Genomic DNA, 25,042 nt, shown 5'->3' with positions numbered 1-25,042 from the left:
CTAACTGTCTAAGATATTCAAACAAATCAACTTATCTATCTTTTTTTCCAATGGTAAAGACAGCTAAAGTATTGGGACCGACATGTGTTGAAATCACCGGACCTAGGGGCATGATAAGAACATTACGGATACCTTCAGAAGCTAAAAGCTGCTCTTTTAGGCTTTCAGCTGCCTCATTATCATTGGCATAGGCCACAACAGCTGTATCGTGTCCTATATCCTGACTAGCTGCTTTAAGCATCTCTTTCATTCCCTTTTTACGTCCGCGTACTTTCGCTATCGGAACGAGTTTACCCTTTGCATCTATCCAGAGTAAAGGTTTAATATTAACCAAACTACCGACAACCGCAGAAGTTTTAGACAATCGTCCGCCACGCATCAGATGGTAGAGATCATCAACCAGGAAATAGGTTCTCAAACGAGGGCTTATGTCAAAAATGATTTTTTGAGTCTCCTCAAGTGTTTTGCCTTCTTTTCTAGCCTTTGCAGCCAACATCACCAAATAACCCTCTCCGCCAGCCGCAGCCAAGGTGTCAATAATTTCAATTTTTGCATCTGGGTAATCTTCTAAAACAAGGTCACGTGCCATAACAGCAGACTGATAAGTCCCCGATAGGACGGAAGAAAAAGCAATATAAAGCACTGCTTGCTCTGCTTGGACAGCTTGACGAAAGGCCTCCTCAAATTGCCCTACATTAACCTGACTGGTAGTTGGCTGACTGCCAGCAGCCATTTTTTTTAATAAGACTTCGCTGGTCAGACGATGAGAGCCTACTGTATCATAAGTTACTCCATCTAGCTGGACAGTCAGTCCTAATATCTGCACATCATTTTCTCTCGCCCAATCTTCTGACAAATCAGCGGTCGAATCTGTTATTATTTTAAATGTCATTGTACTCTCCTACTTAGCTGCATGTAGACGGTTGCGAAAAACTTCATACATCAGAATAGCTGCAGCTACACTGGCATTTAAGCTTTGGACATGTCCGTTCATAGGAATAGTCAGCATTTCATCTACTTGTTTTTTAATATTTGCGGAAACGCCTCTGCCTTCATTGCCAATAATTAAGGCTAACTTGCCTGAAGTATTCCATTTTGTGGAAGGCGTCCCCTTTATGTCCGTACCAAAGATCCAAAAACCAGCTTCCTTAAGCTTCGTTAAGGTCTGACTAAGATTAGTTACTCTAGCAATTGGAATATGTTCAACTGCACCAGTTGACGTCTTAGCAACAACTGGTGTTACGCCGACAGAACGATGTTTAGGGATAATGATTCCGCATACATTGGTTGCATCTGCAGTGCGTAAGATGGAGCCAAAGTTATGAGGATCATTGAGCTCATCCAGAATCAGAAGCAAAGGATTATCTTCTTGTTCTGCTCTGCTTAAAATAACATCCAATTCTGTATAGGCAAAGGCTGACACCCGCAGAACAAAGCCTTGATGTACAGCTTTATTTGTCATCTCTGACAATCTTTTTTTAGCTACCCAAGAAATGGGAACTTTCTTTTGAGCAGCTAATCTTTTTATTTTTTCGACGGTTTTTCCACGTAAATCTTCCTGAATATAAAGTTTATTGCCAGTATTAGCAATGAGACTTTCACTTACAGCATGAGTGCCATAAACAATATCTTTCGTTTCCATAAGAAAATTATAGCATACTCCTTTAAGCCAAGTCTAACGCTTTTCTCTAAAAGTGATGAAAAATCTATTTTAAAATTGCGAGCTTATCCAAACTTAAATAGTTTGTCGCCACTTTCTTAAAATGCACTGCATCCGCTGATAAACAGCAGAAAAAATCAAGTGCTGCAAGTATAAGCCTTCCTATAAAGATCGATCAGAACGCTTAAATAAGGCAGTATAAAAGCCCTTCTAATCCACAATGAATAAAAATCAAACATTATAGACTAGAAGAGCTGCTTGGAAGTTCTTTGTTTGTCTCAACTATCATCAAAAACGCTTTACAGACTATCGTCTTCAACCTGTCGAATAGACCAATTAATTAATTCCTCCAAACGATCTATTCTGTCTAATAAGTGCAGATAGCCCATCACCGCCTCAAAGCCCGTTGACATCTTGTAGGTGACAATATCGGTATTTTTAGCTTTGGTATGACTGTGAGCATTGCGGCCGCGTTTATAAATCAATTCTTCTTCCTGCGTTAACAAGCCTGCTTGTAAGAGTTTATGAATTAATTTAGCCTGCGCTTTAGCTGAGACATACTTGGTTGTCTGCCTATGAAGATGATTGGGCTTTGTCAGCCCTTGAAAAATTAAATATCGGCGGATATAAAGGGAGTAAACAGCATCTCCTTCAAAAGCCAAAGCCATGCCATTAAGGAGTCTTATATCAGTCACGGCTCCACCTCACTCCATCCTTGGTGTCAAGAAGCTTAATGCCTTGCGCCGCTAAATCATCACGAATACGATCAGCTTTGGCAAAATCTTTCTTGGCACGCGCTTCTTGGCGTTCTTCAATCAACTTTTCAATCTCAGCCTCCAAAACTTCTTCAACAAAAATCACACCAAAAATTTGAAGAATTTCTGCCAATTTATCCTTTACAGCTTGATTATAATTGCCTGAATTAATCCATCTGGCCATTTCAAAAACAATCGTAATACCATTTGCTGTATTAAAATCTTCATCCATAACTTCTTGGAATTTTTCCAAAAGTGCAGCAAATTCAGCCTCATCTACAGTGCTTGTAAAGGGCTGTTCATAAGTATTTTTCAAATATTTAAGATTTGTTTCAGCGTCATGAAGTGCCTTATCCGTGAAATTAAGAGGCCTGCGATAGTGCTGAGTAGCCAGAAAGAAACGTAAAATTTGCCCGTCAACCGTTTTTAAAGCATCATGAACAGTTACAAAATTGCCCAGTGATTTAGACATTTTTTCATTATCCACATTAACAAAACCATTATGCATCCAGTAATTCACAAATTTCTGACCTGTCTTGGCCTCTGACTGAGCAATTTCATTGCTGTGATGCGGAAATTCTAAATCAGCACCGCCGCCATGGATATCAATAGTATGGCCTAAAATTTCAGTAGCCATGACAGAGCACTCAATATGCCAGCCCGGACGGCCATTCCCCCAGGGACTTTTCCAAGAGACTTCCCCAGTTTTAGCTGATTTCCAAAGGGCAAAGTCTACAGGATTTTCTTTGCGCGCTGTTTCTTCATCTGTACGCCCAGAAGCACCAACTTCTAAATCTGCAAGCGTTTTATTAGCTAATTTAGCATAATGAGAGGCCTTCTCAACACGAAAATAAACATCTCCTTCAGATTCGTAAGCAAAGCCTTTTTGAACGAGTGCTGCTATAAAAGCTATAATTTCATCCATGTAATCAATAACACGAGGATTTTCAGTTGCAGGTTTAACACCAAGTGCTGCGGTATCCTCCTTGAAAGCTGCAATGAATTTGTCTGATAATTCCTTAGGGGTCATACTTGCTTTAGCAGCTGCCTTGATGATTTTATCATCCACATCTGTAAAGTTAGAAATATAGGTTACCTCATAACCTCGATATTCTAAATAGCGGCGAATGGTATCAAAAGCCACTACTGACCGGCCGTTCCCGACATGAATATAATTATAAACTGTTGGTCCACAGACATACATCTTAACCTTACCTTCTTCAATCGGCCGAAAATCCCGCAAACTGCGCGTCATTGTATCATAAATTCTAATCATATCAAGTTATTAAAGGCCTTCAAACTAAAACCTGAATTAATAAAATAACCAGTTTCAAAGAAAAGCTAAGTCTAAAAAGCTTTTGCCTTAATACTGTTATAAATCCTATTTTGTTCTTCGCCTTTTATTCCTTTCATTCTTAGTTTTTCTCATCTCAGCTCCTGTAGCCGCTTATTAGCAGATCTAAAGCATTAGTAACTTAAAAGCTAAGTCATAATTTAGATGAATAGTAACTTGCCTCGCGGGCCTCTTCCAAAGTTTTAATCACTTGCTCATCTTTTTGACCATGAACACGGACAACTTTAGCAGGAACTCCTACAACAGTAACATCTTCTGGTACATCTGTTAAAACGACGGCTGCTGCACCAACTTTAGCATTGGCACCAATCTCAACCGGTCCAATAACCTGTGAATGGGCAGAAACAAGAGCTCCGCGGCGAACAGTTGGGTGCCGTTTCCCTGTTTCCTTTCCCGTTCCCCCCAAAGTTACACCATGATAAAGCATGGCACCTTTCTCAACAATAGCCGTTTCACCAATAACAAGGCCTGAGCCATGATCAATAAAAACCCCCTCAGCTATTTCAGCGCCTGGATGAATTTCAATCTGTGTCCAAAAACGCCAAAATTGACTATGCATTCGTGCCAGTAATTTAAAATGATGCTTCCACAAAAAATGGGAAAGCCGGTGGGCAGCGAGCGCTTTTACACCTGGATAAGTTAAAAAAACTTCAAGCGAGGTCCGTGCTGCCGGATCCTTCTCCTTTACAATATCAATGGTCTCTCTCCACCAACCCATAGTGCCTCCTTTGGTCTTTTAATTTAGGCCTGACCATTCGACAACAATTTGTTTGTCATCAAATGGATTAATGACAATCCCCAAAGTTGAATCTTTTGTTTCTGATTCTTGAATATCTTCAATTTTCCAGGTCATAATCACACCTTGCGCCTCTCTGAAAGGAAGGCCAAATTCTTGATCGTGATACCATTTGACAAAGCTAGGTAAATTTGAAAAGACTGGAATATAGCTCTCACCGTCTGGATTTGACATGGTCGGAAAACCCTTATCAAAATCACCGTTTTCCTTAGGGTTAATGAAAGCAGGTACCAGATAGTAGCGGTCTAAAATAGCTGCTTCCTGATTATCTTCATTAAAAACTTTATTCAAGATACTTGTATAGTTATTGATAAATTCAACCATTTCACTCGTCTTAAAAATAGTTGAATTTCCAAAATCACCCGTTCGTTTAATATTGTAAACAAGTCCGTTTAAACGGTTAGCAATAGCTTCTTGCAGCACTTCCAAGCTGGTGCGCTCAATCCAATTTTGGTTTCTAGCACTGGTTTGCTGTGCTCTAAAAAGCTTCAAGTCATCTGCATCGGTAAAGACCGGGGTCACTTTTTGTCCATCTAAAGCAATAGCATAAGGCTGATCGCTGGCTAAAACCGGAAAAGAATGGAGACTGTTGACAAGCGTCAAACTATTTAAAAAATTATCTGGTTCCTTGATGAAGCTTCTCAAAGCTATATCAAGTTCTTTATTAAATTTATTTATCATGTTTTTCTTCTTTATCTATATCTGTTATATTTTCAGGTTTTGGCGGACGAGGTAAAAGAGCCTTCATAGAAGCATCAACACGCCCTCTTTCATCAATTTTGATGACCTTAACGGTGACCGTATCGCCAATAGCCAAGGCATCTTCTACTTTATTAGTACGGGTCCAAGCAATCTCAGAAATATGGACAAGAGCATCTGTATTGTCAAAGAGATTAACAAAAGCACCAAATTTTTCAATACGGACAACTCTAGCCTCATAGACTTCACCAATTTTAGCTTCACGTACTAAGCTCTTAATGATTTCTTTAGCTCTCTTTATAGCTGCTTGATCGTTAGAGTAAATAGCAACATTGCCTTCTTCATCAATATCAATTTTAACACCTGTTTCTTCAATGATCTTATCGATGGTTTCACCGCCTTTGCCAATGACAATCTTGATTTTATCAACATCAATTTTAATCGTATCAATCTTAGGTGCTGTCGGTGCTAATTCTGGACGTGGTGCAGGAATGGTTGCTTCAATCAAATCAAGGATTTCAAAACGAGCTTTTTTAGCTTGTGCCAGAGCTTCTGCTAAAATTTGCGGGGTAATGCCTTCAATCTTGATATCCATTTGCAAGGCTGTGATACCTGCGCGGGTCCCTGCCACTTTAAAGTCCATATCACCAAAGTGATCTTCTAGACCTTGAATATCGGTTAGGACTGTATAGTTAGAACCATCCGAGATAAGTCCCATAGCAATTCCTACTACAGGAGCTTTGATAGGAACACCTCCGGCCATCAAAGCTAACGTTCCCGCACAAATTGAAGCTTGAGAAGATGAGCCGTTGGACTCGAGCACTTCAGCCACTAAACGAATGGCATAAGGGAACTCCTCCAAACTTGGAAGAACCTGAGCTAAAGCGCGTTCACCAAGAGCGCCGTGTCCGATTTCCCGACGTCCAGGTGCACCATAACGGCCTGTTTCACCTACAGAATATTGCGGAAAATTATAATGATGCAAAAAGCGTTTTTTATATTCTTCATCTAAACCGTCTACAATTTGTGTATCACCCATAGGTGCTAAAGTCAAAACTGAAAGTGCCTGAGTCTGCCCGCGTGTAAAAAGACCTGAACCGTGTACATTGGGTAAAAAGTCTACTTCAGCTTCAAGTGATCGAATCTCATCAAGACCACGGCCATCAGGGCGGACTTTCTCTTCTGTGATAAGACGGCGTACCTCAGCATGTTCCATCTGCTCAAGAATCTCGGCAACATCCCGCATGAGATGTTCCAGCTCTTGTGAATCAGTAAATTTCTCTTCGTATTCCGCCTTAACAGTTTCTTTGACTTCTTCTGTTGCAGCTTCACGCGCCAGTTTTTCCTCAATCTGAACGGCTTTTTGCAGTTCACTATTATACTTAGCGATAATTTCAGCTTGCAAATCTGCATCAACTTGAAGCAGTTCAACTTCAGTCTTTTCTTTACCAACAGCTGCAACAATCTTTTCTTGAAAAGCAATTAACTCTTTAACGGCTTGATGTCCCTTGAAAAGAGCTTCCAGCATAATGTCTTCTGATAATTCCTTAGCACCAGATTCCACCATGTTAATAGCTTCCTTAGTTCCTGCAACAGTTAATTCCAAAAGAGAAGCCTTTTTTTGCTCTGCTGTGGGATTAATAACATAATCTCCATCGATGTAAGCAACTTGGACGCCAGCAATCGGACCATTGAAAGGAATATCCGAAATAGATAAGGCTAATGAAGAGCCAAACATGGCCGCCATAGGTGCACTGGCATTCTCATCATAAGAAAGCACAGTATTGATCACCTGCACTTCATTGCGAAAACCCTCTGCAAACATGGGCCGAATGGGACGGTCAATTAGACGGGCTGTTAAAGTCGCATCTGTTGACGGCCGTCCTTCACGCTTATTGAAACCGCCTGGAAATTTACCGGCCGCATACATTTTTTCTTCATAATTGACCTGCAGCGGAAAGAAATCTCCGCCTGCCATTTTTTTCGACATAACCGCAGCACTTAAAACAGTCGAATTGCCATAGCGGACGATCGCAGATCCATTGGCTTGCTTGGCTACTTGACCGATTTCAACTGTTAATTTTTTACCTGCAAAAATTGTTTCAAACACTTGTTTTGACATGTTTTTCTCCTGAAAGTTTTCTTTTACGTATTTTCTACAAAATTAAAATAATTACATAAACAGCTGATCGCTAGATACAGAGCTTTATGACATAATAGCTCTGCTGTTATTTTCTTAATTTTGCATAAAACCACGTATTTTAATCATTTTAACATATTTTTAAGGAAAAGAAAAAGACAGACAAGCCCCTTTTTAAAGACTTTAATATCAGCTGCTTTTTCCTTGTAAACAGTCTAATTTCTTTAAAATGAGTCTTTTCTGCTTTTACAATAAAAAAACACTCCGAAAGCGAGATTTCCTCTGACTTTCGGAATGCCAGTGCCATACACCTTATATTTACGCCACATCCTAAATGCTGCATCCAAAATCTAAAACTTAGTTAGAGATAGCAGGGCATTTAGCAAAGTTTAAATCCGTTATGGCCTTGAACACTCACCCATAACAGCCTGCAAGGATCAGCGGCGAAGTCCAAGTGAGTTAATTAATTCGCGGTAACGGTTAACATCTGTACGGCGAAGGTAAGCTAAAAGATTGCGGCGGTGTCCAATTTTTTTCATCAAACCACGATAAGTCGCATGGTCTTTTTTGTGCTGTTTGATATGCTCATTTAAGTGGTTGATTTCCCATGTAAGCACAGCAACTTGAACTTCAACGCTTCCTGTATCACCTTCATGACGCGCATATTGAGCGATAATTTCATTTTTTTTCTCTTTTGAGATTGCCATAATTTTTCTCCTTTTTTATCCTTAATCCGAGTGATAGGACGGCATCTTCCTATAACCAAGAAAAAGTTGATATGTCTAACAGACATTAGCTATTGTACCAGTGTTTAAAATGTTTGTCAATGAGAACAGGTTCTTTTGTCCTGCTTTAAAAATGAGACTAAAACAGTTAATAGCATTTTTATTTTCTGCTTCCTATTACAGTCCTCATCATAAACGGCATAAATAACAGGAAACTAAGAAGAAAACTTAAGGCTGCAAAGATACCAAAGCTGTCTTTAGGTTCTGAGAACCCATAAGCGGCTAATAAGTGTAAGACAAAAGAAGCGCAGGCACCGCCTAAATTGCAGCCAATTAAAGCGACAGTTGTAGCTGTCGCCAACTGTTTTTTCAAAACCGTTTCAGAAAGCTTATGAAATACTAAAGTAACCCCCAAACTATAAACGAAACCAACTATTAGAGCTCCTGTGCTTAAAAGTAAGAAGCTAGCCGCCTGCCAAAGCACTAGCATCCCAAGACCTAAGGCTAGAGTAATCATGAGCATCAACCAATCTTTAAACCATTGAAGCAGCGGGCTAAAAAGTATGCCGGCTAAAATTCCCATTAACATCATTAAACTGAGGATAAAACTAGCCTGTCTGGCTGTCCCTAGGCTCAATTTTTCAACAAGGATCGGAATACGAAGCGTATTGGCAGAATTAATCAAGATCACAAAACCAGCATAAGAAGCTAAACCTAAAATATAAAGCCATTGACGAAAGGTAAAACCTTCTTTAAACTGAACGTTTATTTGTTTATCTTGCTCTTTTTCTCTTTTTTGAGTCTTAGGGATAATCCCAAAATAAACAATAAAAATTAAAAAACCAAATCCATAAATAAGAAAAGCAAAGGTCCAAGAAAAAACTAAAAACTGACCAGCTAGAAAAGTCAAAACAGCCGAACCTAGAACCTCAATTGAACTCCGGATTCCTAGCATCTGGATGCGTTCTTTTCCGAAGTAGCGCTCACTGATAATATTAATAGCATGAGCATTAATCAAACCTATCCCTACCCCCAGAAGAAGCCTAGACAAAAAGACCAAAGGATAGAGCTGGATAAAAACAGGCAAGATCCCTCCAGTCGACAGTAAGAGCAAACTAACAATAATAATCAAACGTTCTGGCAAGATCCGATTAACCCAAGGATTTAACAGGAGTACTGCTAGAATAGCAAAAGACGGCAGTGAGATGAGGCCTTCAACCTGAGAAGCTGTATAGCCATATGTTTGGTAATAAGCGATCATTTTAGGAAGCGCCGGGGATACTGAAAAAGTAGATACCAACATAAAAGATAAGGATAAGAGGCTCATTTTCTCCATTAATTTTTTCATAGCAACTCCTTAGACTTGTTTTTTAAACTAAATAGAGTATAATCAAACTTAAGAAAGAAAAATAGGACATATGTCCTAAATGGTGTGAGAAAATGAAATCTTTGCAAGATTGGATAGAAGACTATAAGCTAGAAAATATTTTTCCTGCCCACTACTTTGATAAACTTCAAGTCAAGTCCTTTTCACCTGGCCAGGCTATCTGCCAGCAAGGGGAAGACCTAAGGGCTCTGTCTTATTTTATCAAAGGGAAAATCAAGATCGTCCGTCGTCTTTTTAATGGAAAAGAGCATATTTTAGACATACAGGATAAACCGACTCTTATTGGAGATATTGAACTATTGACTAAGCAAAAAACCGTCTCTTCCGTCATGGCTCTTGAAAAAGCTTGGGTCATTCAGCTGCCGCTGCCAAAAAATAAAGAAGCTCTCTTAACAGATCCTAGCTTTCTCTTGAAACTTGGACAAGGATTAGCGCAAGCACTTTATGACCAAAATGTCCGAGCAGCTACCAACCTTTCCTATACAGTCAAAGAACGGCTTGCCACCCATATTTTGGCTGTGCAAAATCAGGGATTTTTTCGTCTGGAACTAGCTACTTTAGCTGATTCATTCGGTGTTAGTTACCGTCATCTTTTAAGAGTCATTCAAGAATTTATAAAACAGGGCCTTATCGGCAAACAAAAACCGTATTATCACATTAGGGATAAAAAGCAGTTAAGTAAGTGGCAAATCAAAGACTGAGCTGCTTGCTCTAACTTTATTTACAAACCATTTTATGCTATAGTTATCATATGATTAAAACAAGGAGAAGAGCATGTCTGCTATCAAAAAAATTACCAAGCCAAGTCATTTGATTGATATGAACGATATCATTCGTGAAGGGAATCCAACATTACGGGCAGTTGCTCAAGATGTCAGCTTCCCTTTATCAGATGAAAATATTCTTTTGGGTGAAAAAATGCTTCAGTTTCTTAAAAATTCTCAAGATCCTGACATTGCAGAAAAAATGGGGCTGCGCGGCGGTGTTGGTCTCGCTGCGCCTCAATTAGATATTTCCAAACGTATCATTGCTGTTTTAGTTCCCAACCCCGAAGACAAAGAAGGAAATCCTCCTAAAGAGGCCTATGCATTAGAAGAAGTCATGTATAATCCTAGGATTATTGCTCATTCTGTTCAAGATGCTGCACTGGCTGACGGTGAAGGCTGCCTTTCTGTTGATCGTACAGTAGAGGGTTATGTTATCCGTCATTCTCGTGTTACTGTTGAATACATCAATAAAGCAGGCGAAAAAAAGAAAATCAAGCTCAAAGGCTATAATGCCATCGTCGTTCAGCACGAAATTGATCATATCAATGGCATTATGTTCTATGATCGTATCAACGAAAAAAATCCTTTTGAGGTCAAGGAAGGATTGCTTTTGATTGAATAAGTACCGCCATAATCCAAAAAGAGGCCGGGACAAAAGTCCTTGGCCTCGTTTGATTTTTCTGAGCTATTCAGCAGGGCTCATGCGAATAATACGTTTAGCCATGCTGATCTCCATAGTATTCTAATAATTTAAAGGCATTCTCAACAAAATAATGAACTGCTGTCGGTAAGGCTTGGTCTTTAACAATGAAATCATCATGGTGCCAGTCCGGCGCATTCTCATCACCATTTGAACCAACAAAGGCAAAGACACCCGGAATTTTTTCCTGATAAGCAGCAAAATCTTCTCCGCCAGTTGATGGCAGGGTTTCAATTACTTGGGCAAATTTCTTGGAATTTTCAAAGACAATAGGTGTTAAAGCAGTATCATTATAAGTCACTTTAGGCGAATTTCCCCACTGGATAGAAACCCTCGCACCACATTGCTCTGCTGTCTGCTCAACAATCTTGCTAAACTTTTCAATAAGGGCTAATCGCACATCTGGATTAAAGGTGCGAATTGTGCCTTCAAAAAATCCTTTAGCCGGCAGAACATTCCAAGTAGTGCCCACATCAATATGCGTCACTGATAAAACAGCAGAATCAAAAGGAGAGACTGTGCGTGCAACAATACTTTGCAGGTTATTGACAATCATAGTGGTAGTTAAGACCGTATCAACTCCCAAATCGGGACGTGCTGCATGGGAGCTTATACCCTCAACTGTTACTTCAAATTGTTCCACTCCAGCCATGATAGCCCCTGATCTCAGGCCAATCTGTCCTGGTTTTAAATGAGGGTTATTATGATAGCCAATAATAGCAGAAACGCCGTCAATACCACCAGCTTCAATGACTTGTCGACCCCCTTGAAAATTTTCTTCAGCAGGCTGAAAAATCAAACGGACTGTTCCTTTGATTTCAGCTTCTCTTTCTTTAAGAATCTCAGCAGCTCCTAAAAGACTGGTTTGGTGGAAATCATGGCCGCAGGCATGCATAGCTCCATTATCACTGGCATAAGAAAGCCCTGTTTTTTCGATAATAGGCAGAGCATCAATATCAGCTCTTAGAGCAATGATGGGCTTACTTGAACCGATCTCTGCAATGACTCCCGTTTTCAAAGGATAGGACAAAGGCTCAATTCCTAGTTTTTTCAAATAATCCTTAATAAAAGCAGTGGTTTTAAATTCATTTTCTGAAACTTCAGGATTTTGGTGAAGATAATGACGAATTTCTGCTAATCTTTCATATAACTGCTCTGGCATATTTCCCTCCCGGTATTCCCTTTAAAACTATCTTATCACCTCTCTTTCAACTTGCCTAATTTATATTTTTTATAAGGCCTCATAAGAAAAATTTATAGCTTTGACCTTTATTGTTCATAGCATGCCAAAAGGAGCTTGGGACTGTTTTTTGTCCCAAGCTCCTTTTGTGCAGCCACAATCTGATAAGGTAGTAGATGAAAATAAGGATGACTGCTTATGCCATCTCTCATTCCTAGCCTTACTCTCTGCATTGTTCTTGAGGTGCTTTAGCACCATAGCTACTACTGCTTATCATTCTCACCTTTAATCGCTAAGCTGCAATAGCTTTAGCAACTTCCTGCCTTGTCATACGCGTAAAATAATGAGTGGTGTCAATGATGTCAAGCCTTGCTAGAATATCCTTATAGTCATAGCGGCAGCCAATTAGCAGTTCTTCAATGTCTGAAACATCACCGATACCAAAGAAATCACCGTAAATTTTAATGGATTTAATAACTGACTTTTCAACATCAGCATAGGTTGTGATCTTACCTGCAGGATAACGGACACTGCGCTTAACAGTATAGTCTGGAGCAGTTCCATAAATCCAATCCCAATTGCCAAACTGTTCTTTGGCTAATTGCTTGATGCGCTCCAATTCAGCTTCTGAAAAGACATACTCAGTCATGTCTGGATTTTCTTCTTTCACTTGTTTTAAGAGAGCGTCCCGAAATTCTAAAACAGACATTTTTTGGGGTAATTCTTCATTAATATTAGTCACACGCGCACGAACTGATTTGATTCCTTTAGACTCAATCTTATCCTTACTAACCTTAAGAGCATCAGCTAAAACAGACGTATCTACATCAAACATGAGGCAGCCATGGTGCATCATTCGGCCTTTGTAGTAGGCTTGGGCATTACCACAGAATTTTTTGCCATCAATTTCAAGGTCATTGCGGCCTGTGAACTCAGCCTTAACTCCTAATTTCGCCAAGGTATCAATAACAGGTTTTGAAAAGGTTTTAAAATCAAAAGCTCCTTCGTCTGCCTTGTTAGAAATGATAGTATAGTTCAGATTATTGAGATCATGATAAACGGCACCGCCGCCTGACAAACGGCGGACAACATGGATACCGTGACTATCCGTATACTCTTTATTAATTTCCTCAATAGCATTTTGATGTTTGCCAATAACAATTGTTGGCTCATTGATCCATAAGATAAAAATGTCCTCTTCATCAAGCATTTCTCTAAAAGCATAAGCTTCTTGGGCAATATTAAAAGCTGGATCATTGGAATGACTGATAATATATTTCATTTTCTCTCCACTTAGTCTAAAAACGAGGATAGCTTAAAATCGCTCTTTAATCTATCCTATCAAATAGGATTTTATCCGTATTAACGGTGTTTTGGCGGGTTATGGATAGCCTCACCGAGAACATCTGCAAAGGCTTCATACATAACTTCTGAGAAAGTAGGATGCCCATGAATAGAACGAAGCAATTCATCAACGGTTAATTCATTCTCCATGATGGTTGAAGCTTCATTTATGATCTCAGCTGCAGAGGGACCAATGATATGAACTCCTAAAATCTCATGATACTTTGTATCTGCGATAACTTTAACGAACCCTTGTGCTTCATTTGAGGCAATAGCCCGGCCATTGCCACTGAAACTATTTTTACCGACAAGTACATTGCCATACTGCTTACGTGCCTGCTCTTCTGTCAAACCACACATAGCAACTTCTGGATGGGTATAAACGGCAGCCGGCGTATATTTCAAATTAGCTTTGCGGACATTGCCCCAAATAGCATTTTCAGCAGCCACTTCTCCCATACGGTAGGCTGCATGCGCCAGCATTTTTGTTCCGTTAACGTCGCCTGGAGCGTAGATACCTGGGATAGAAGTCTCTTGATAATCATTTACTTTGATACGGTTACCATCCATTTCAAGATTAAGATTTTCAAGCCCCCTTAGCTGAGGTACACGCCCAATTGACAATAGCGCTTTTTGAGCAACTACTTCTGAACCATCATTGAGTTTCAGTGTCAATTGATCATGATGTTCAATAATTTCTGAAACGCCAACAGAAGTTTTAATCGTTATACCTTTTTTGACAAGGATTTTCTGCAGCTCAAGCGATACCTCTTTGTCCATAGCCGGAATAATGCGATCTGCCATTTCAATAACAGTCACTTCCGTTCCATAAGAAGCATAAACAAGTCCCAGTTCAATACCAACAACTCCCCCACCTATAACAGCCAGTGATTTTGGAATTTCACGAAGATCAAGAATGTCATCTGATGTTAAAACAAGAGGTGAATCAATACCTGGAATATTAATACGAGATACCTTTGAACCGGTGGCAAGAATAATATTACGCCCTTTAAGCGTTTCTGAACCAACAGTTACTGTCTTATCAGGATTAACTTGTCCTAAACCATTGAAAATGCTGACCTTATTTGCCTTGAGAAGCCCCTGAACCCCGCTTGTCAATGTTTTAACAACAGTATTCTTAAAGTCAACTGTCTTATCCATATCAATCGTATAATTAGTGGAAGCCAGATTAATACCGCGACCAGCCGCAATCTTAAGGCCGTCTAAAATCTCTGCATTTTTAAGATAGGTTTTAGTTGGAATGCAGCCCTTATTCAAGCAGGTCCCGCCAAATTCAGACTTTTCAACAATTGCAATCTTACCGCCAAGCTGCGCACCGCGAATAGCAGCATAGTAGCCAGCAGGACCGCCGCCAACAACAATGATATCATACTCATCAGCAGCTAAAGCTGCTGTTTGGGCTGCTGGAGCTTCTGTTTTAGCTGTTTCTAAAGGAACTTCAAGACCAGCCTTTTTAAGATCCTTAGCTAAAGCAGACGTATCATCTGTTTCAAGAACCTCACCTGCCTCACCAATATAAGCAATCACTTGCGTTACAGGAACAACTTCTCCATTTCCTTTGACAATTTTAAGCAGGACACCAGACTCTTCGGCTTCAATTTCCATATTTGTCTTATCAGACATAATCTCTAAGAGAATATCGCCTTCTTTGACCTCATCTCCCTCTTGTTTTTTCCACTCGATGATTTCACCTTCCTGCATATCCACACCGAGCTTAGGCATAATTACTTCTGCAGCCATTTGTCTCTCCTTTTTTTATTTATAACTTTAGTTTATATCAAGATAGAATGTGAAGTTCCTCTGTATAAAAAGGAACTTTTTGGGCTGTTAAATCAGCAATTCAAATGGATTTTCCAGCAATTTTTTCAAATCAAGCATGAATTTTGCACCATTCATTCCATCAACTATTCGATGATCAATAGTCAAACAAAGAGCCATGATGGGACGAATTTGAATATCACCGTCAATAACAACTGGGGTCTGAACTGTCGCGGCAACTCCCAAGATAGCCGAATTAGGCTGATTGATAATAGGATTAAATGTTTTTGTTCCAAACATACCTAAATTAGTTATGGAAAAGGTGGAGCCTGACATTTCAGCAGCCTTTAGTTTCCCTGACTGTGCCTTTTTAATAACATCTTTAGAGGCTGCAACAAAGTCAGACAGGCTCATCTTATCTGCTCTTTGGACAACAGGGACAATAAGCCCTTCATCAAGACCCACTGCAATACCTAGATTAACAAAACGGTGCAATTCAATCTCTTTAGCATCATTTATCAATGAGGCATTGAGGTATTCATGTTCGGGTTTCATCAGTGTTTTAACCACAGCCAGCCCAATCAAATCTGTGAAGGTTACTTTCAAACCCGTTTTTTCCATAATCGGATCCATTAACTTTTTACGAAGAGCTATTAGTTCTGTCATATCCACATCATAGTTAAGTGTAAAGGTAGGTGCCGTAAAGTAAGAATTTACCATTCCTTTAGCAATCGCTTTGCGCATAGCACTCATTTGGATAACTTCCACTCCTTTTGGTGACTCAGAAGTTTTAGCTTGATCTGGAGTGTTTTCTGGATCTTTATTTTGGGCTGATCGTTCTGTTTCTAGTACCGCAAGGATGTCCTCTTTCATAACTTTACCGCGAAAACCAGTCCCCTTAATCGCTGCAGTATCGATTTCTAAATCCCTAGCCATCTTTTGAGCTAAAGGAGACAGATGAACAGTATTGTTTCTAGAGTATGTTTCCACATCTTCTTTATGGATGCGCCCCCTTGCACCTGTCCCAGAGACCTGTTCCAATTCAATCTTTAAATCACGCGCTGCTTGGCGTGCTGCAGGTGTTGCCCGAACTTTTCCTTCTAAGTCTTGTACTGGAACAGCTCCTTGTGATGGTTGGGCTGCTGAAGCAGAAACTTCTTGCATTTCATTGCTGTTTAAAGAAACAGCCTCAAGTGAGGCTTTAGGAGCTGCTGTTTCAACAGATTCACCTGCTTGGCCTAAATAGCCAATAACCTCTGTAACAGGAACAAGCTCACCATTTCCATGAACAATTTTTAAAAGAAGGCCTGATTCTTCTGCTTCAACTTCCATATTTGTCTTATCAGACATAATTTCAAGGAGAATGTCGCCTTCTTTAACCTCATCGCCTTCTTGTTTTTTCCACTCGATGATTTCACCTTCCTGCATATCCACACCGAGTTTAGGCATGATAATTTCTATAGCCATTCCATTTCCTTTCCTTACTATTTGATATAACATGCAGTGACAGAACTATCTCATTAGTCCTCACTTTTTATTAGCCCTTATTGACCTGCTTATAGATAGCCGCTTTTATTTTTTCAACATTTGGTAAAATAGCATTTTCAAGAACATGAGAGTAAGGAACTGGTACATCTTCTGAAGCCAGACGGATAATTGGGGCATCCAAATAATCAAAGGCTTCGCTTTCTGTGATGACTGTTGCTATCTCTCCAATAAAACCGCCTGTTTTATAAGCATCATTAACTAAGATAAGCTTGCCAGTCTTTTTAACAGAATTGATAATTAATTCCTTATCCAGCGGAATAAGTGTCCGCGGATCAACCACTTCCACGCTGATCCCTTCTGCTGCCACTTCTTCAGCAGCTTTGAGAACACGTTCTAACATGCGGCCATAAGACACAATAGTGATATCCGTTCCCTCACGCTTAATGTCGCCTTTTCCAAGCGGGATGTAAAAATCTGGATCTAAATTGACCTCTTCTTTTTTACCATAAAGAGCCTTTGGCTCCATAAAAATAACCATGTTGTTATCACGAATAGATGATTTTAGCAATCCCTTAGCATCATTAACCGTACCAGGTGCCACCACCTTGATCCCCGGAATATGAGTCAGCCAAGCCTCTAGCGATTGTGAGTGCTGTGCTGCTGAACCAATTCCTGATCCAGACGCCACACGGAAAGTTACTGGCGTTTTAAGGCCGCCGCCAAACATATAGTTAGCTTTAGCACCTTGGTTTACAATAGCATCCATAGCAATGGTCACAAAATCCATAAAGGTTAAATCTACAATGGGACGAAGCCCAGTTTGAGCAGCGCCAACAGCCGATCCAGCAATCGCTGCCTCTGAAATAGGGGTATCTTTGACCCGTTTTTCGCCAAATTCGGCCAGCATACCCACAGAAGTTCCGAAGTCACCGCCGTAAATACCAACATCTTCCCCCATTAAAATAATGTTATCGTCCTTACGCATTTCCTCGCTCATAGCAAGGTTAATCGCTTCCCGTAAGGCTACTACTTTTGTTTCTGACATCTCTCTCTCCTAGTTTTTATTTGGTCGTGAAAGCTCAAAGGCGACTAGCTTTTCTTTAGCTCTTGCCTGTGATATAAATCTAATCACCTCAGAAGAAGCATGCCATGATGACATTTCACGTAAACTAATTAGAATTTTTTACCTTATTAATTAATCTACCCAAACATCCTCAAAGGCCACAGACAGGTCTGGATCAGGACTGTCTTGGGCAAATTTCACTGCATCCTCAATTTCCTCTGCCACTTCTTTCTCAATAGCATCAAGTTCTTCATTGCTTGCCAGGTTATTCTCAGTTAAATAAGTACGGTATTTCTTGAGAGGATCTTTAGCTTTCCAGCTATCGACTTCCTCCTTGCTTCGATAAACTCCCGCATCAGCAGTAGAATGTCCAAACCAACGATAAGATTCAACTTCAATAAGGGCGGGGCCATTTCCTGAACGAACATGGTCAATGACTTCCTGCATTTTGTCATAAACAGCAATGACATCATTCCCGTCTTCTACATAATACCCAGGAATCCCATAAGCATCTGATCGAGTATAGAGATGAGGAATCTTGGTTGAATAAGAAATATCTGTAGAAATTCCATAACGATTATTAATAATAAAGAAAATAACAGGTAAGTTCCAAACCGCTGCTAAATTGACCGATTCATGAAAAGATCCTTCATTAGTTGCCGAATCTCCTGAAAAAGCAACAACAATATTACCCGTATTATGATATTGCTGTGTCAAAGCAGCCCCAACTGCCAAAGCATAGCCGCCTCCAACAATACCATTAGTACCATAATTGCCCTTTTCAAGATTAGCTAAGTGCATAGAACCACCGCGTCCCTTTGAAGAACCTGTGGCTTTTCCGGCTAATTCAGCAAACATGGCTGGAATGTTAATCCCTTTTGCGACAGTTTGACCATGACCTCTGTGATTGGAAAAAATGATATCCTGATCTGTCAAACCTGCGATTGCCCCAACAGAAGCCGCTTCCTCACCTACTGAAAAATGAGTCATCCCCTGTACAAAGCCACGGCGTACAAGTTTGTTTAATTTCATATCTATATCGCGGATACGCTGCATTTTTAAAAACATATCCAAGTAATCTTCTTTAGCTAAGGTTACCATAACATCCTCCAAATAATCTTATCTCTTTATATGATAGCCCAAAATTTCACAAAGTGCAAATTTTTTAACCGCTTTATTTATTTATAATAAAGGATTTTTTAAATAAAAATTATTTTTTTCACAAACTTTTTATAGGACAAAAAAAAGCTAAAATAAGATAAATAAAAAGGGGTTGGGTTTTAATTTCCAGCCTCTTTTAAAATACATTAGAACAAACTGTTGATGCAGCAGTTGAAAACCAGACTGACTAGACCAGTTTGACCTTGTCTTTCATCTTTAGATACTTTGGTGCTGATGGATGACTGCCCTCAAGCGATAAAGCTCACTCGAATCAATCGTTACAAGGGTAAGAGTAACCATTTTAGTCCAGCCTAAAAATAAGAAGGTAAGGAAAAATCAATCCTATACCTCCTGATTTAGTCCCGCTTTCTTAGATGAGCTGCTTTTATTTCTCAACAGCAGCTAAAAGAGCATCTGCTTGAGCAGACAATTCTGCTAATTTATCATCCGAAACTTTAAGTATACCTGTTCCCCAAGCTTCTGGATTGATAGGAACACCGGTAAAGTGGTCCACCACATTCATACGAATAAAAGGCAGGAGATCTCGGTAATCTTTAAAAACTTCTTCTGGTGAAGTTCCATTGGCTACAGAAGAAACTGTTATAAGCTTATCTTGAAGAACAGAAGGCCCTCTTGGATCAGATAAATCAAGGGAGCGTGATAGCCAATCCAGGAGATTTTTTACAACTCCTGGAATAGCGTAATTATAAACTGGCGAGAATAGCCAAATAGCATCTGCTTCTTGAATTTCTTCACGCGTATGTGCTACTTCTGAATGCACTGGCATTTCTAAATCTTGATTAAAGAATGGCAGACGAGTGTAATCAAGATAAGAAACAGTTGCTTTATCAGCTAAGAGTTTCTCTGCTTTCTTTGCTAATTGACGATTAAATGATCCTTCACTAAAAAATCCAATAATAAATAGAATTCTTTTTGACATGATGTCTCCTTAAATTATTTTATTTAATAACGTAACACTAACTGATAGTAAAAAGTGGATTAACTCATTTTTGTCAAGTGTCTTATCTTTGTTTCGGTTTAAATTTTTTTAACAAGTTAATAAGAGTCAATTGTTCTTCTTCTGTCATAACAGAAAAAGACTCTTCTACCAAAGCGATATGTTCAGGTAAAGCTTTCTGAATCAATTGTTTACCAATCTCAGTTAAACCGACAACAGACGCACGCCTGTCATCTGGATTCGGAGTTCGATAGATCCAACCATTTCGCTCCATATTTCTAATAACAACTGTCATATTGCCCGACGTTGCTAATATTGAAGATATTAAACAGCTGATTGTCATCTCTCCTTTTGCATATAAAACATCTAAAACAGAAAACTGAGTCTGCGTTAGACCGTTATTTTTATAACTGGAAGCAACATGAGCATCAATCGTTCGCATAGCTTTACGGAAAACAACCATAGCTTTAACTGCAGGATTCTCGTCTAAACTACCCATACAATACCCCCTATGACCATTACCTCTTTTCATTTTAATACTAATTAGTGGTAAATGCAAGAAAAAAATTTATTAAAAAAATGAGACAAAAATAACTTTTTTATAATAAATTACTTATTGTCTCATCTTTTATCTATACTTTAAAAAATATCATCAAATAATGACAGCTGATTATCCTCTGGCATATTTCCTAAAATACCCATTTCACTCATTTTTTCAACTAAGGTAGAAGACAGCCCGCCGCGCTTGCGCAATTCTGTCTTCGAAAGAAACTCTCCTTCACTGCGTGCTTTAACCAATTGTTTGGCTACATTTTCCCCCAGCCCTTCTAAAGCAATAAAAGGAGGAATTAAAGTATCTCCATCAATTAAAAATTCAACAGCATCGCTGCGATAGAGATCCAGCTGACCAAATGTATAACCGCGCTCCAGCATTTCATTAACAAGCTCTAAAGTTGTAAAAAGATCAACTTCAACATTGCTAGCCTCATTATTTTTGCGCTTTTGTTTAATATCTTCCATCCGTGCTTTTACAGCGTTTAAACCAGCACTCATTGTCTTAAGTTCGAAGGCCTTAGCTCGAATCGAAAAATAAGCACAATAGTAATAAATAGGATAATGCACTTTGAAGTAAGCAACACGCAAAGCCATTAAAACATAGGCAGCAGCATGAGCCTTAGGAAACATATATTTAATCTTCCCGCAAGACTCAATATACCAATCGGGAACCTTATTATCCCGCATCGCTTGTATATAACCATTTCGTTCTTCTTCAGAAATTTTCAGCCAAGCTCCTTTACGCACACGCTCCATAATCGTGAAAGCCATCTTAGGATCCAGACCAGCATGCATGAGGTAAACCATAATATCATCACGGCAGCCAATGACAGTCGAGAGGGTAGCTATTCCTTGTTTAATTAAATCTTGCGCATTCCCCAGCCAAACATCTGTCCCATGGGACAGACCTGACAGCTGCAATAATTCGGCAAAAGTAGTAGGGTGCGTTTCTTCAACCATTCCACGGACAAAATTGGTTCCAAACTCAGGAATACCCAGCATACCAGTAGAAGCACCTATCTGCTCTTCTGTAACGCCTAAAACGTCTGTCCCTGAGAAAAGTTTCATCACTTCGCTGTCATCAACCGGTATGTTTTTTGGGTCAATCCCTGATAGATCCTGTAACTTTCGAATCATAGTGGGATCATCATGACCAAGTACATCCAATTTAAGGACATTCTCATCAATATCGTGGAAGTTAAAGTGGGTCGTCTGCCATTCAGCGGATAAATCATCTGCCGGATACTGAACGGGTGTAAAGTCATAAACATCCATATAATTAGGGATAACAACAATACCTCCTGGATGCTGACCAGTTGTTCGTTTAACACCAGCAGCTCCCTGAGCTAGGCGATCTACTTCTGCATCTCGGTAAAACTTGCCATAATCTCGTTCATAACCCTTAACAAATCCATAAGCTGTTCTATCAGCAACTGTACCCACTGTACCAGCACGAAAGGCATACTGTTCTCCAAAAATATCTCTAACATCCAAGTGAGCACTAGGCTGATCATCACCTGAGAAATTCAAATCAATATCAGGCACTTTATCCCCATCAAAACCTAAAAAGGTTTCAAAAGGAATATCCTGTCCATTTTTTTGATAGTCCCTACCGCATTTTGGACAGATTTTATCGGGTAAATCATAACCTGAACCAACAGAACCATCTGTAATAAATTCTGAATGCTGACAGTTAGGACAAACATAATGAGGCGGCATAGGATTAACCTCTGTAATACCAATCATGGTCGCTACAAAACTAGACCCAACAGACCCACGGGAACCTACTAGATAGCCCCGCTCATTTGACCGGTTAACCAACATTTGCGAAGCTAGGTAGATCACCGCAAAACCATTACCTAGTATAGAGGTTAATTCCTTTTCAATACGAAGGTCAATGATATCTGGTAAAGGATCACCATAAATTTCAAATGCTTTTTTATAAGTCATCTCAGCAACCTGTTCCTCAGAATTCTCAATAAAGGGAGTATAGAGATCTTCCTTGACAACTTCCACATCTTCAAAACGCTCTAACATAAGATTAGGGTTTTGAATAACAATTTCTTTTGCCAATTCATCACCTAAAAAAGCAAAATCATCCAGCATTTCATTGCTGGTCCTAAAATGAGCCTTAGGAAGCGGGGCTGGCTGTGCATTTTCACCTCTCCCAAGAGGACGATTGATCATAGCAGCTTGACCTAAACTCCTCACAATAATCTCACGATAGATTTCCTCTTCTGGTTCTAAATAATGAACATCACCAGTAGCTAAGACAGGTTTATCCAGACGCCGGCCGACTTCTATCAGATCTTTAATGACCTTTTGAACCCCTTTTTGATCCTTGATCAGTTCACGTGCGATAAGCGGCTCATATAATGCTGGCGGCATTACCTCAATAAAATCATAGTATTTTGCAACTTCAACGGCAGCTTCTATACCATTGGATAAAACAGCATCAAAAACCTCACCGTCTGAACAAGCCGTTCCTAATAACAGGCCGTCACGGTATTGATCCAGAACTGTCCTTGGAATTCTGGCAACACCTTCAAAATAACGGACATTTGATAAACTAACTAACTTGAAAAGATTTTTCAGTCCCTGCTGATTGCGGACGTAAATCGTAACATGCTTAACACGTGCTTTCTTATAAGAGTTATCATCCACAATATCTGTATTTAAATCTAAAAGATTTGTCACCCCGCGCTTTTCCTTAGCCTCTTTTAAGAAAATAAAAAGGAGACGGCCGGTAGCTTCAGCATCATAATTGGCCATATGGTGATGTTCTAGCGAAACTTGGAACCTTTTAGTCAATGGTCCTAAACCATGCCGCTTATATTCGGGATAAAGATTACGGGCAAATTCCAAGGTATCAATAACCGGCTGCGTAATTTTAGCCAGACCATTTCGCTCATAATTGGCATTCATAAAGCCAACATCAAAGGTAGCATTATGGGCAACAAGCACCGTATTGCGGCAAAATGCTTGAAATTCCTGCAAAACTTGGAGCAAGGGTTTTGAACCTTTGACATGCTGATCTGTTATACCCGTTAACTCTGTTGTAAATTGACTTAAGGGGTAGCCAGGATCAATAAACTCATCAAACTGCTCAATAATGTTCCCCTTATACATCTTAGAAGCCGCAATCTGAATCAAATCATTATTGACTGCTGAAAGTCCTGTCGTTTCCACGTCAAATACGACATAAGTAGCTTCATCCATCTCTAAATCAGCCGCATTATAAACAATCGGTACACGATCTTCGACTAGGTTAGCTTCTAAACCAAAAAGAACTTTAATGCCATGTTTGCGGCCAGCATGATAACCATGGGGAAAACTTTGAACATTCCCATGATCTGTAATGGCTACAGCTGGATGCCCAAACTGTGCAGCTTTAGCCACTAGCTCTTCAACTGTTGGCAGGGCATCCATTGTTGACATATTAGTATGGGCATGAAATTCAACACGCTTCTCACTATCAGGCATTAAATCTTTGCGTTCATGATGGACAATCGATTTGACATTTTGAACAGTCATTGTCAATGATTTGGTAAAAGGATTGTTCTCAATATTTCCCCTCACGCGCAGCCACGATCCTTTAGTAATCAAATCATATTTTTTTAGCTCTTCATCATCTTTAACCCATTTCTGCATAGGAAAGCTGGAAGTATAGTCTGTCATTTTAAAATTAATAATATGACGGCCCGTGCGTGTTGTCCGACGTTCAAGGTCAAAAACAAGACCTTCAAAAGTTATACGGTTTTCTTCAGATTCAACAGCAGCCATAGGAGTGATCTCAGCTTTTTCAAAAGCAGCCTGTCTCTCTTTGATCTTCTCCTTAAAATGAAACGATGGCTTGCTGCTTTCTTCTGCAGGCGGCATAGAAGACTCTAAAGACTTTTGGGCTTCTAAAGCTTTTTGACTAGCCTTTTGAATTTGCTGATCACGAGAGGCAGCGAAATTATTTTTTAATGTTTCCGTCATTTCCTGATCAGTCACAATATCGAAATCGAGTTTCCCAAATCCAAATGCCTCAAACTGTTCTGCCAGTTTAGGCATATAATTTTTACGGAAATGATCATTATTTACAAAATGCGGAGCCGAAATAAAAACCTTTTCATCTCGATGATAAACCGGTAAATGTGAAAAAGAGCTCTTAAAACTAGCGCCATTACAAAGCGGAAGATTAAAAGCCTCTTTATAATAGGCCTGTAAAAGCTCATCAGAAAAAATAGCAGTCCTTGTTTCAATAGAAAAAACAGCTTTAATATCAGCTTTTTGAAAACTAGAGGTCAATCTCCAAAATAATTCTTGATAAAGTTCAATGGGTAAGATGGTCTCAAAAGAAAAGTAAAAGTCCCAAATACGGCTCTCAGGATAAACCTTCACCTCCACAATATCAGCAGAAGAAAAAGCACTTGAAGACTTCATTTCAAGTGGCATTTCAATTTGATCCATTAATTTTCGAAATAACTCTGACATATCCAATCCTCGCAATTACTAACACTATTTTATCACAATTCAAAAGGAATGA

Annotated in this window: 20 protein-coding genes; 2 read left to right on the top strand and 18 right to left on the bottom strand. The window is 39.5% G+C overall.

The window, feature by feature from the left end; genetic code table 11:
- Positions 1–31 precede the first annotated feature (31 nt).
- The 9 genes from STRMA_RS08245 to STRMA_RS08205 form a co-directional block, all read right to left on the bottom strand.
- A complete protein-coding gene (locus STRMA_RS08245) occupies positions 32–892 on the bottom strand; it encodes a DegV family protein (protein ID WP_003082010.1) in 861 nt (286 codons plus the stop codon).
- A 9-nt stretch (positions 893–901) separates the two neighbouring features.
- A complete protein-coding gene (gene rlmB / locus STRMA_RS08240) occupies positions 902–1,642 on the bottom strand; it encodes a 23S rRNA (guanosine(2251)-2'-O)-methyltransferase RlmB (RefSeq protein ID WP_003079699.1) in 741 nt (246 codons plus the stop codon).
- A gap of 317 nt (positions 1,643–1,959) precedes the next feature.
- Complete coding sequence (locus tag STRMA_RS08235) at positions 1,960–2,355, bottom strand: Mini-ribonuclease 3 (protein ID WP_003079081.1); 396 nt, start codon at positions 2,353–2,355, stop codon at positions 1,960–1,962.
- Positions 2,348–3,691, bottom strand: coding sequence for a cysteine--tRNA ligase (gene cysS / locus STRMA_RS08230; protein ID WP_003081749.1), 1,344 nt, complete (start codon positions 3,689–3,691; stop codon positions 2,348–2,350). The genes STRMA_RS08235 and cysS overlap by 8 nt, the downstream gene beginning before the upstream one ends.
- 211 nt (positions 3,692–3,902) lie before the next feature.
- Positions 3,903–4,487: a serine O-acetyltransferase gene (gene cysE / locus STRMA_RS08225; RefSeq protein ID WP_003079758.1), complete on the bottom strand. Its 585-nt coding sequence runs from the start codon at positions 4,485–4,487 to the stop codon at positions 3,903–3,905.
- Positions 4,488–4,505: 18 nt separating this feature from the next.
- Positions 4,506–5,246 carry an SseB family protein gene (locus STRMA_RS08220; protein WP_003082247.1) on the bottom strand — a complete coding sequence of 247 codons (741 nt, stop codon included), beginning with the start codon at positions 5,244–5,246 and terminating at the stop codon, positions 4,506–4,508.
- A complete protein-coding gene (gene pnp / locus STRMA_RS08215) occupies positions 5,236–7,386 on the bottom strand; it encodes a polyribonucleotide nucleotidyltransferase (RefSeq protein ID WP_003080464.1) in 2,151 nt (716 codons plus the stop codon). The genes STRMA_RS08220 and pnp overlap by 11 nt, the downstream gene beginning before the upstream one ends.
- 455 nt (positions 7,387–7,841) lie before the next feature.
- The gene (gene rpsO, locus STRMA_RS08210) at positions 7,842–8,111 is read right to left on the bottom strand and encodes a 30S ribosomal protein S15 (protein WP_003080647.1); all 270 of its coding nucleotides are present in this window, start codon (positions 8,109–8,111) and stop codon (positions 7,842–7,844) included.
- Positions 8,112–8,289: 178 nt separating this feature from the next.
- Positions 8,290–9,477: an MFS transporter gene (locus STRMA_RS08205; RefSeq protein WP_003080672.1), complete on the bottom strand. Its 1,188-nt coding sequence runs from the start codon at positions 9,475–9,477 to the stop codon at positions 8,290–8,292.
- A gap of 92 nt (positions 9,478–9,569) precedes the next feature.
- Here STRMA_RS08205 and STRMA_RS08200 point away from each other — a divergent pair, with 92 nt between their 5' ends.
- Together STRMA_RS08200 and def are read left to right on the top strand one after the other, a co-directional pair.
- On the top strand, positions 9,570–10,217 hold the full coding sequence (locus tag STRMA_RS08200) for a cyclic nucleotide-binding domain-containing protein (protein ID WP_003078920.1): 648 nt from the start codon (positions 9,570–9,572) through the stop codon (positions 10,215–10,217).
- Positions 10,218–10,290: 73 nt separating this feature from the next.
- Positions 10,291–10,905, top strand: a complete 615-nt coding sequence (gene def / locus STRMA_RS08195; RefSeq protein ID WP_003081339.1) for a peptide deformylase — start codon at positions 10,291–10,293, stop codon at positions 10,903–10,905.
- A gap of 94 nt (positions 10,906–10,999) precedes the next feature.
- Here def and STRMA_RS08190 read toward each other — a convergent pair whose 3' ends face one another.
- From STRMA_RS08190 to STRMA_RS08150, 9 genes are all read right to left on the bottom strand, one after another.
- Positions 11,000–12,145 (bottom strand): amidohydrolase, encoded by a 1,146-nt coding sequence (locus STRMA_RS08190; protein ID WP_003081623.1) that lies wholly within the window; start codon positions 12,143–12,145, stop codon positions 11,000–11,002.
- Between the two features lie 310 nt (positions 12,146–12,455).
- The gene (locus STRMA_RS08185) at positions 12,456–13,445 is read right to left on the bottom strand and encodes a lipoate--protein ligase (protein ID WP_003082204.1); all 990 of its coding nucleotides are present in this window, start codon (positions 13,443–13,445) and stop codon (positions 12,456–12,458) included.
- A gap of 80 nt (positions 13,446–13,525) precedes the next feature.
- Positions 13,526–15,268, bottom strand: a complete 1,743-nt coding sequence (lpdA, locus tag STRMA_RS08180) for a dihydrolipoyl dehydrogenase (protein ID WP_003079848.1) — start codon at positions 15,266–15,268, stop codon at positions 13,526–13,528.
- Between the two features lie 87 nt (positions 15,269–15,355).
- Positions 15,356–16,753: a dihydrolipoamide acetyltransferase gene (locus tag STRMA_RS08175; protein WP_003079142.1), complete on the bottom strand. Its 1,398-nt coding sequence runs from the start codon at positions 16,751–16,753 to the stop codon at positions 15,356–15,358.
- 70 nt (positions 16,754–16,823) lie between these two features.
- The gene (locus tag STRMA_RS08170; protein ID WP_003081584.1) at positions 16,824–17,819 is read right to left on the bottom strand and encodes an alpha-ketoacid dehydrogenase subunit beta; all 996 of its coding nucleotides are present in this window, start codon (positions 17,817–17,819) and stop codon (positions 16,824–16,826) included.
- 150 nt (positions 17,820–17,969) lie between these two features.
- Entirely contained in the window at positions 17,970–18,938 is a 969-nt protein-coding gene (locus tag STRMA_RS08165; protein WP_003078684.1) for a thiamine pyrophosphate-dependent dehydrogenase E1 component subunit alpha, read from the bottom strand.
- Between the two features lie 445 nt (positions 18,939–19,383).
- A complete protein-coding gene (locus tag STRMA_RS08160) occupies positions 19,384–19,938 on the bottom strand; it encodes an NADPH-dependent FMN reductase (RefSeq protein ID WP_003081079.1) in 555 nt (184 codons plus the stop codon).
- Between the two features lie 82 nt (positions 19,939–20,020).
- The gene (locus STRMA_RS08155) at positions 20,021–20,455 is read right to left on the bottom strand and encodes a MarR family winged helix-turn-helix transcriptional regulator (protein ID WP_003080002.1); all 435 of its coding nucleotides are present in this window, start codon (positions 20,453–20,455) and stop codon (positions 20,021–20,023) included.
- 140 nt (positions 20,456–20,595) lie between these two features.
- Positions 20,596–24,990, bottom strand: a complete 4,395-nt coding sequence (locus STRMA_RS08150) for a PolC-type DNA polymerase III (protein ID WP_003082368.1) — start codon at positions 24,988–24,990, stop codon at positions 20,596–20,598.
- Between the last annotated feature and the right edge of the window lie 52 nt (positions 24,991–25,042).

Origin of the sequence: Streptococcus macacae NCTC 11558 (assembly GCF_000187995.2) — a bacterium.
GTDB classification, from domain to species: domain Bacteria; phylum Bacillota; class Bacilli; order Lactobacillales; family Streptococcaceae; genus Streptococcus; species Streptococcus macacae.
The sequence above is the reverse complement of the archived record's forward strand: the minus strand, read 5'-3'. Positions and strand labels throughout refer to the sequence as shown.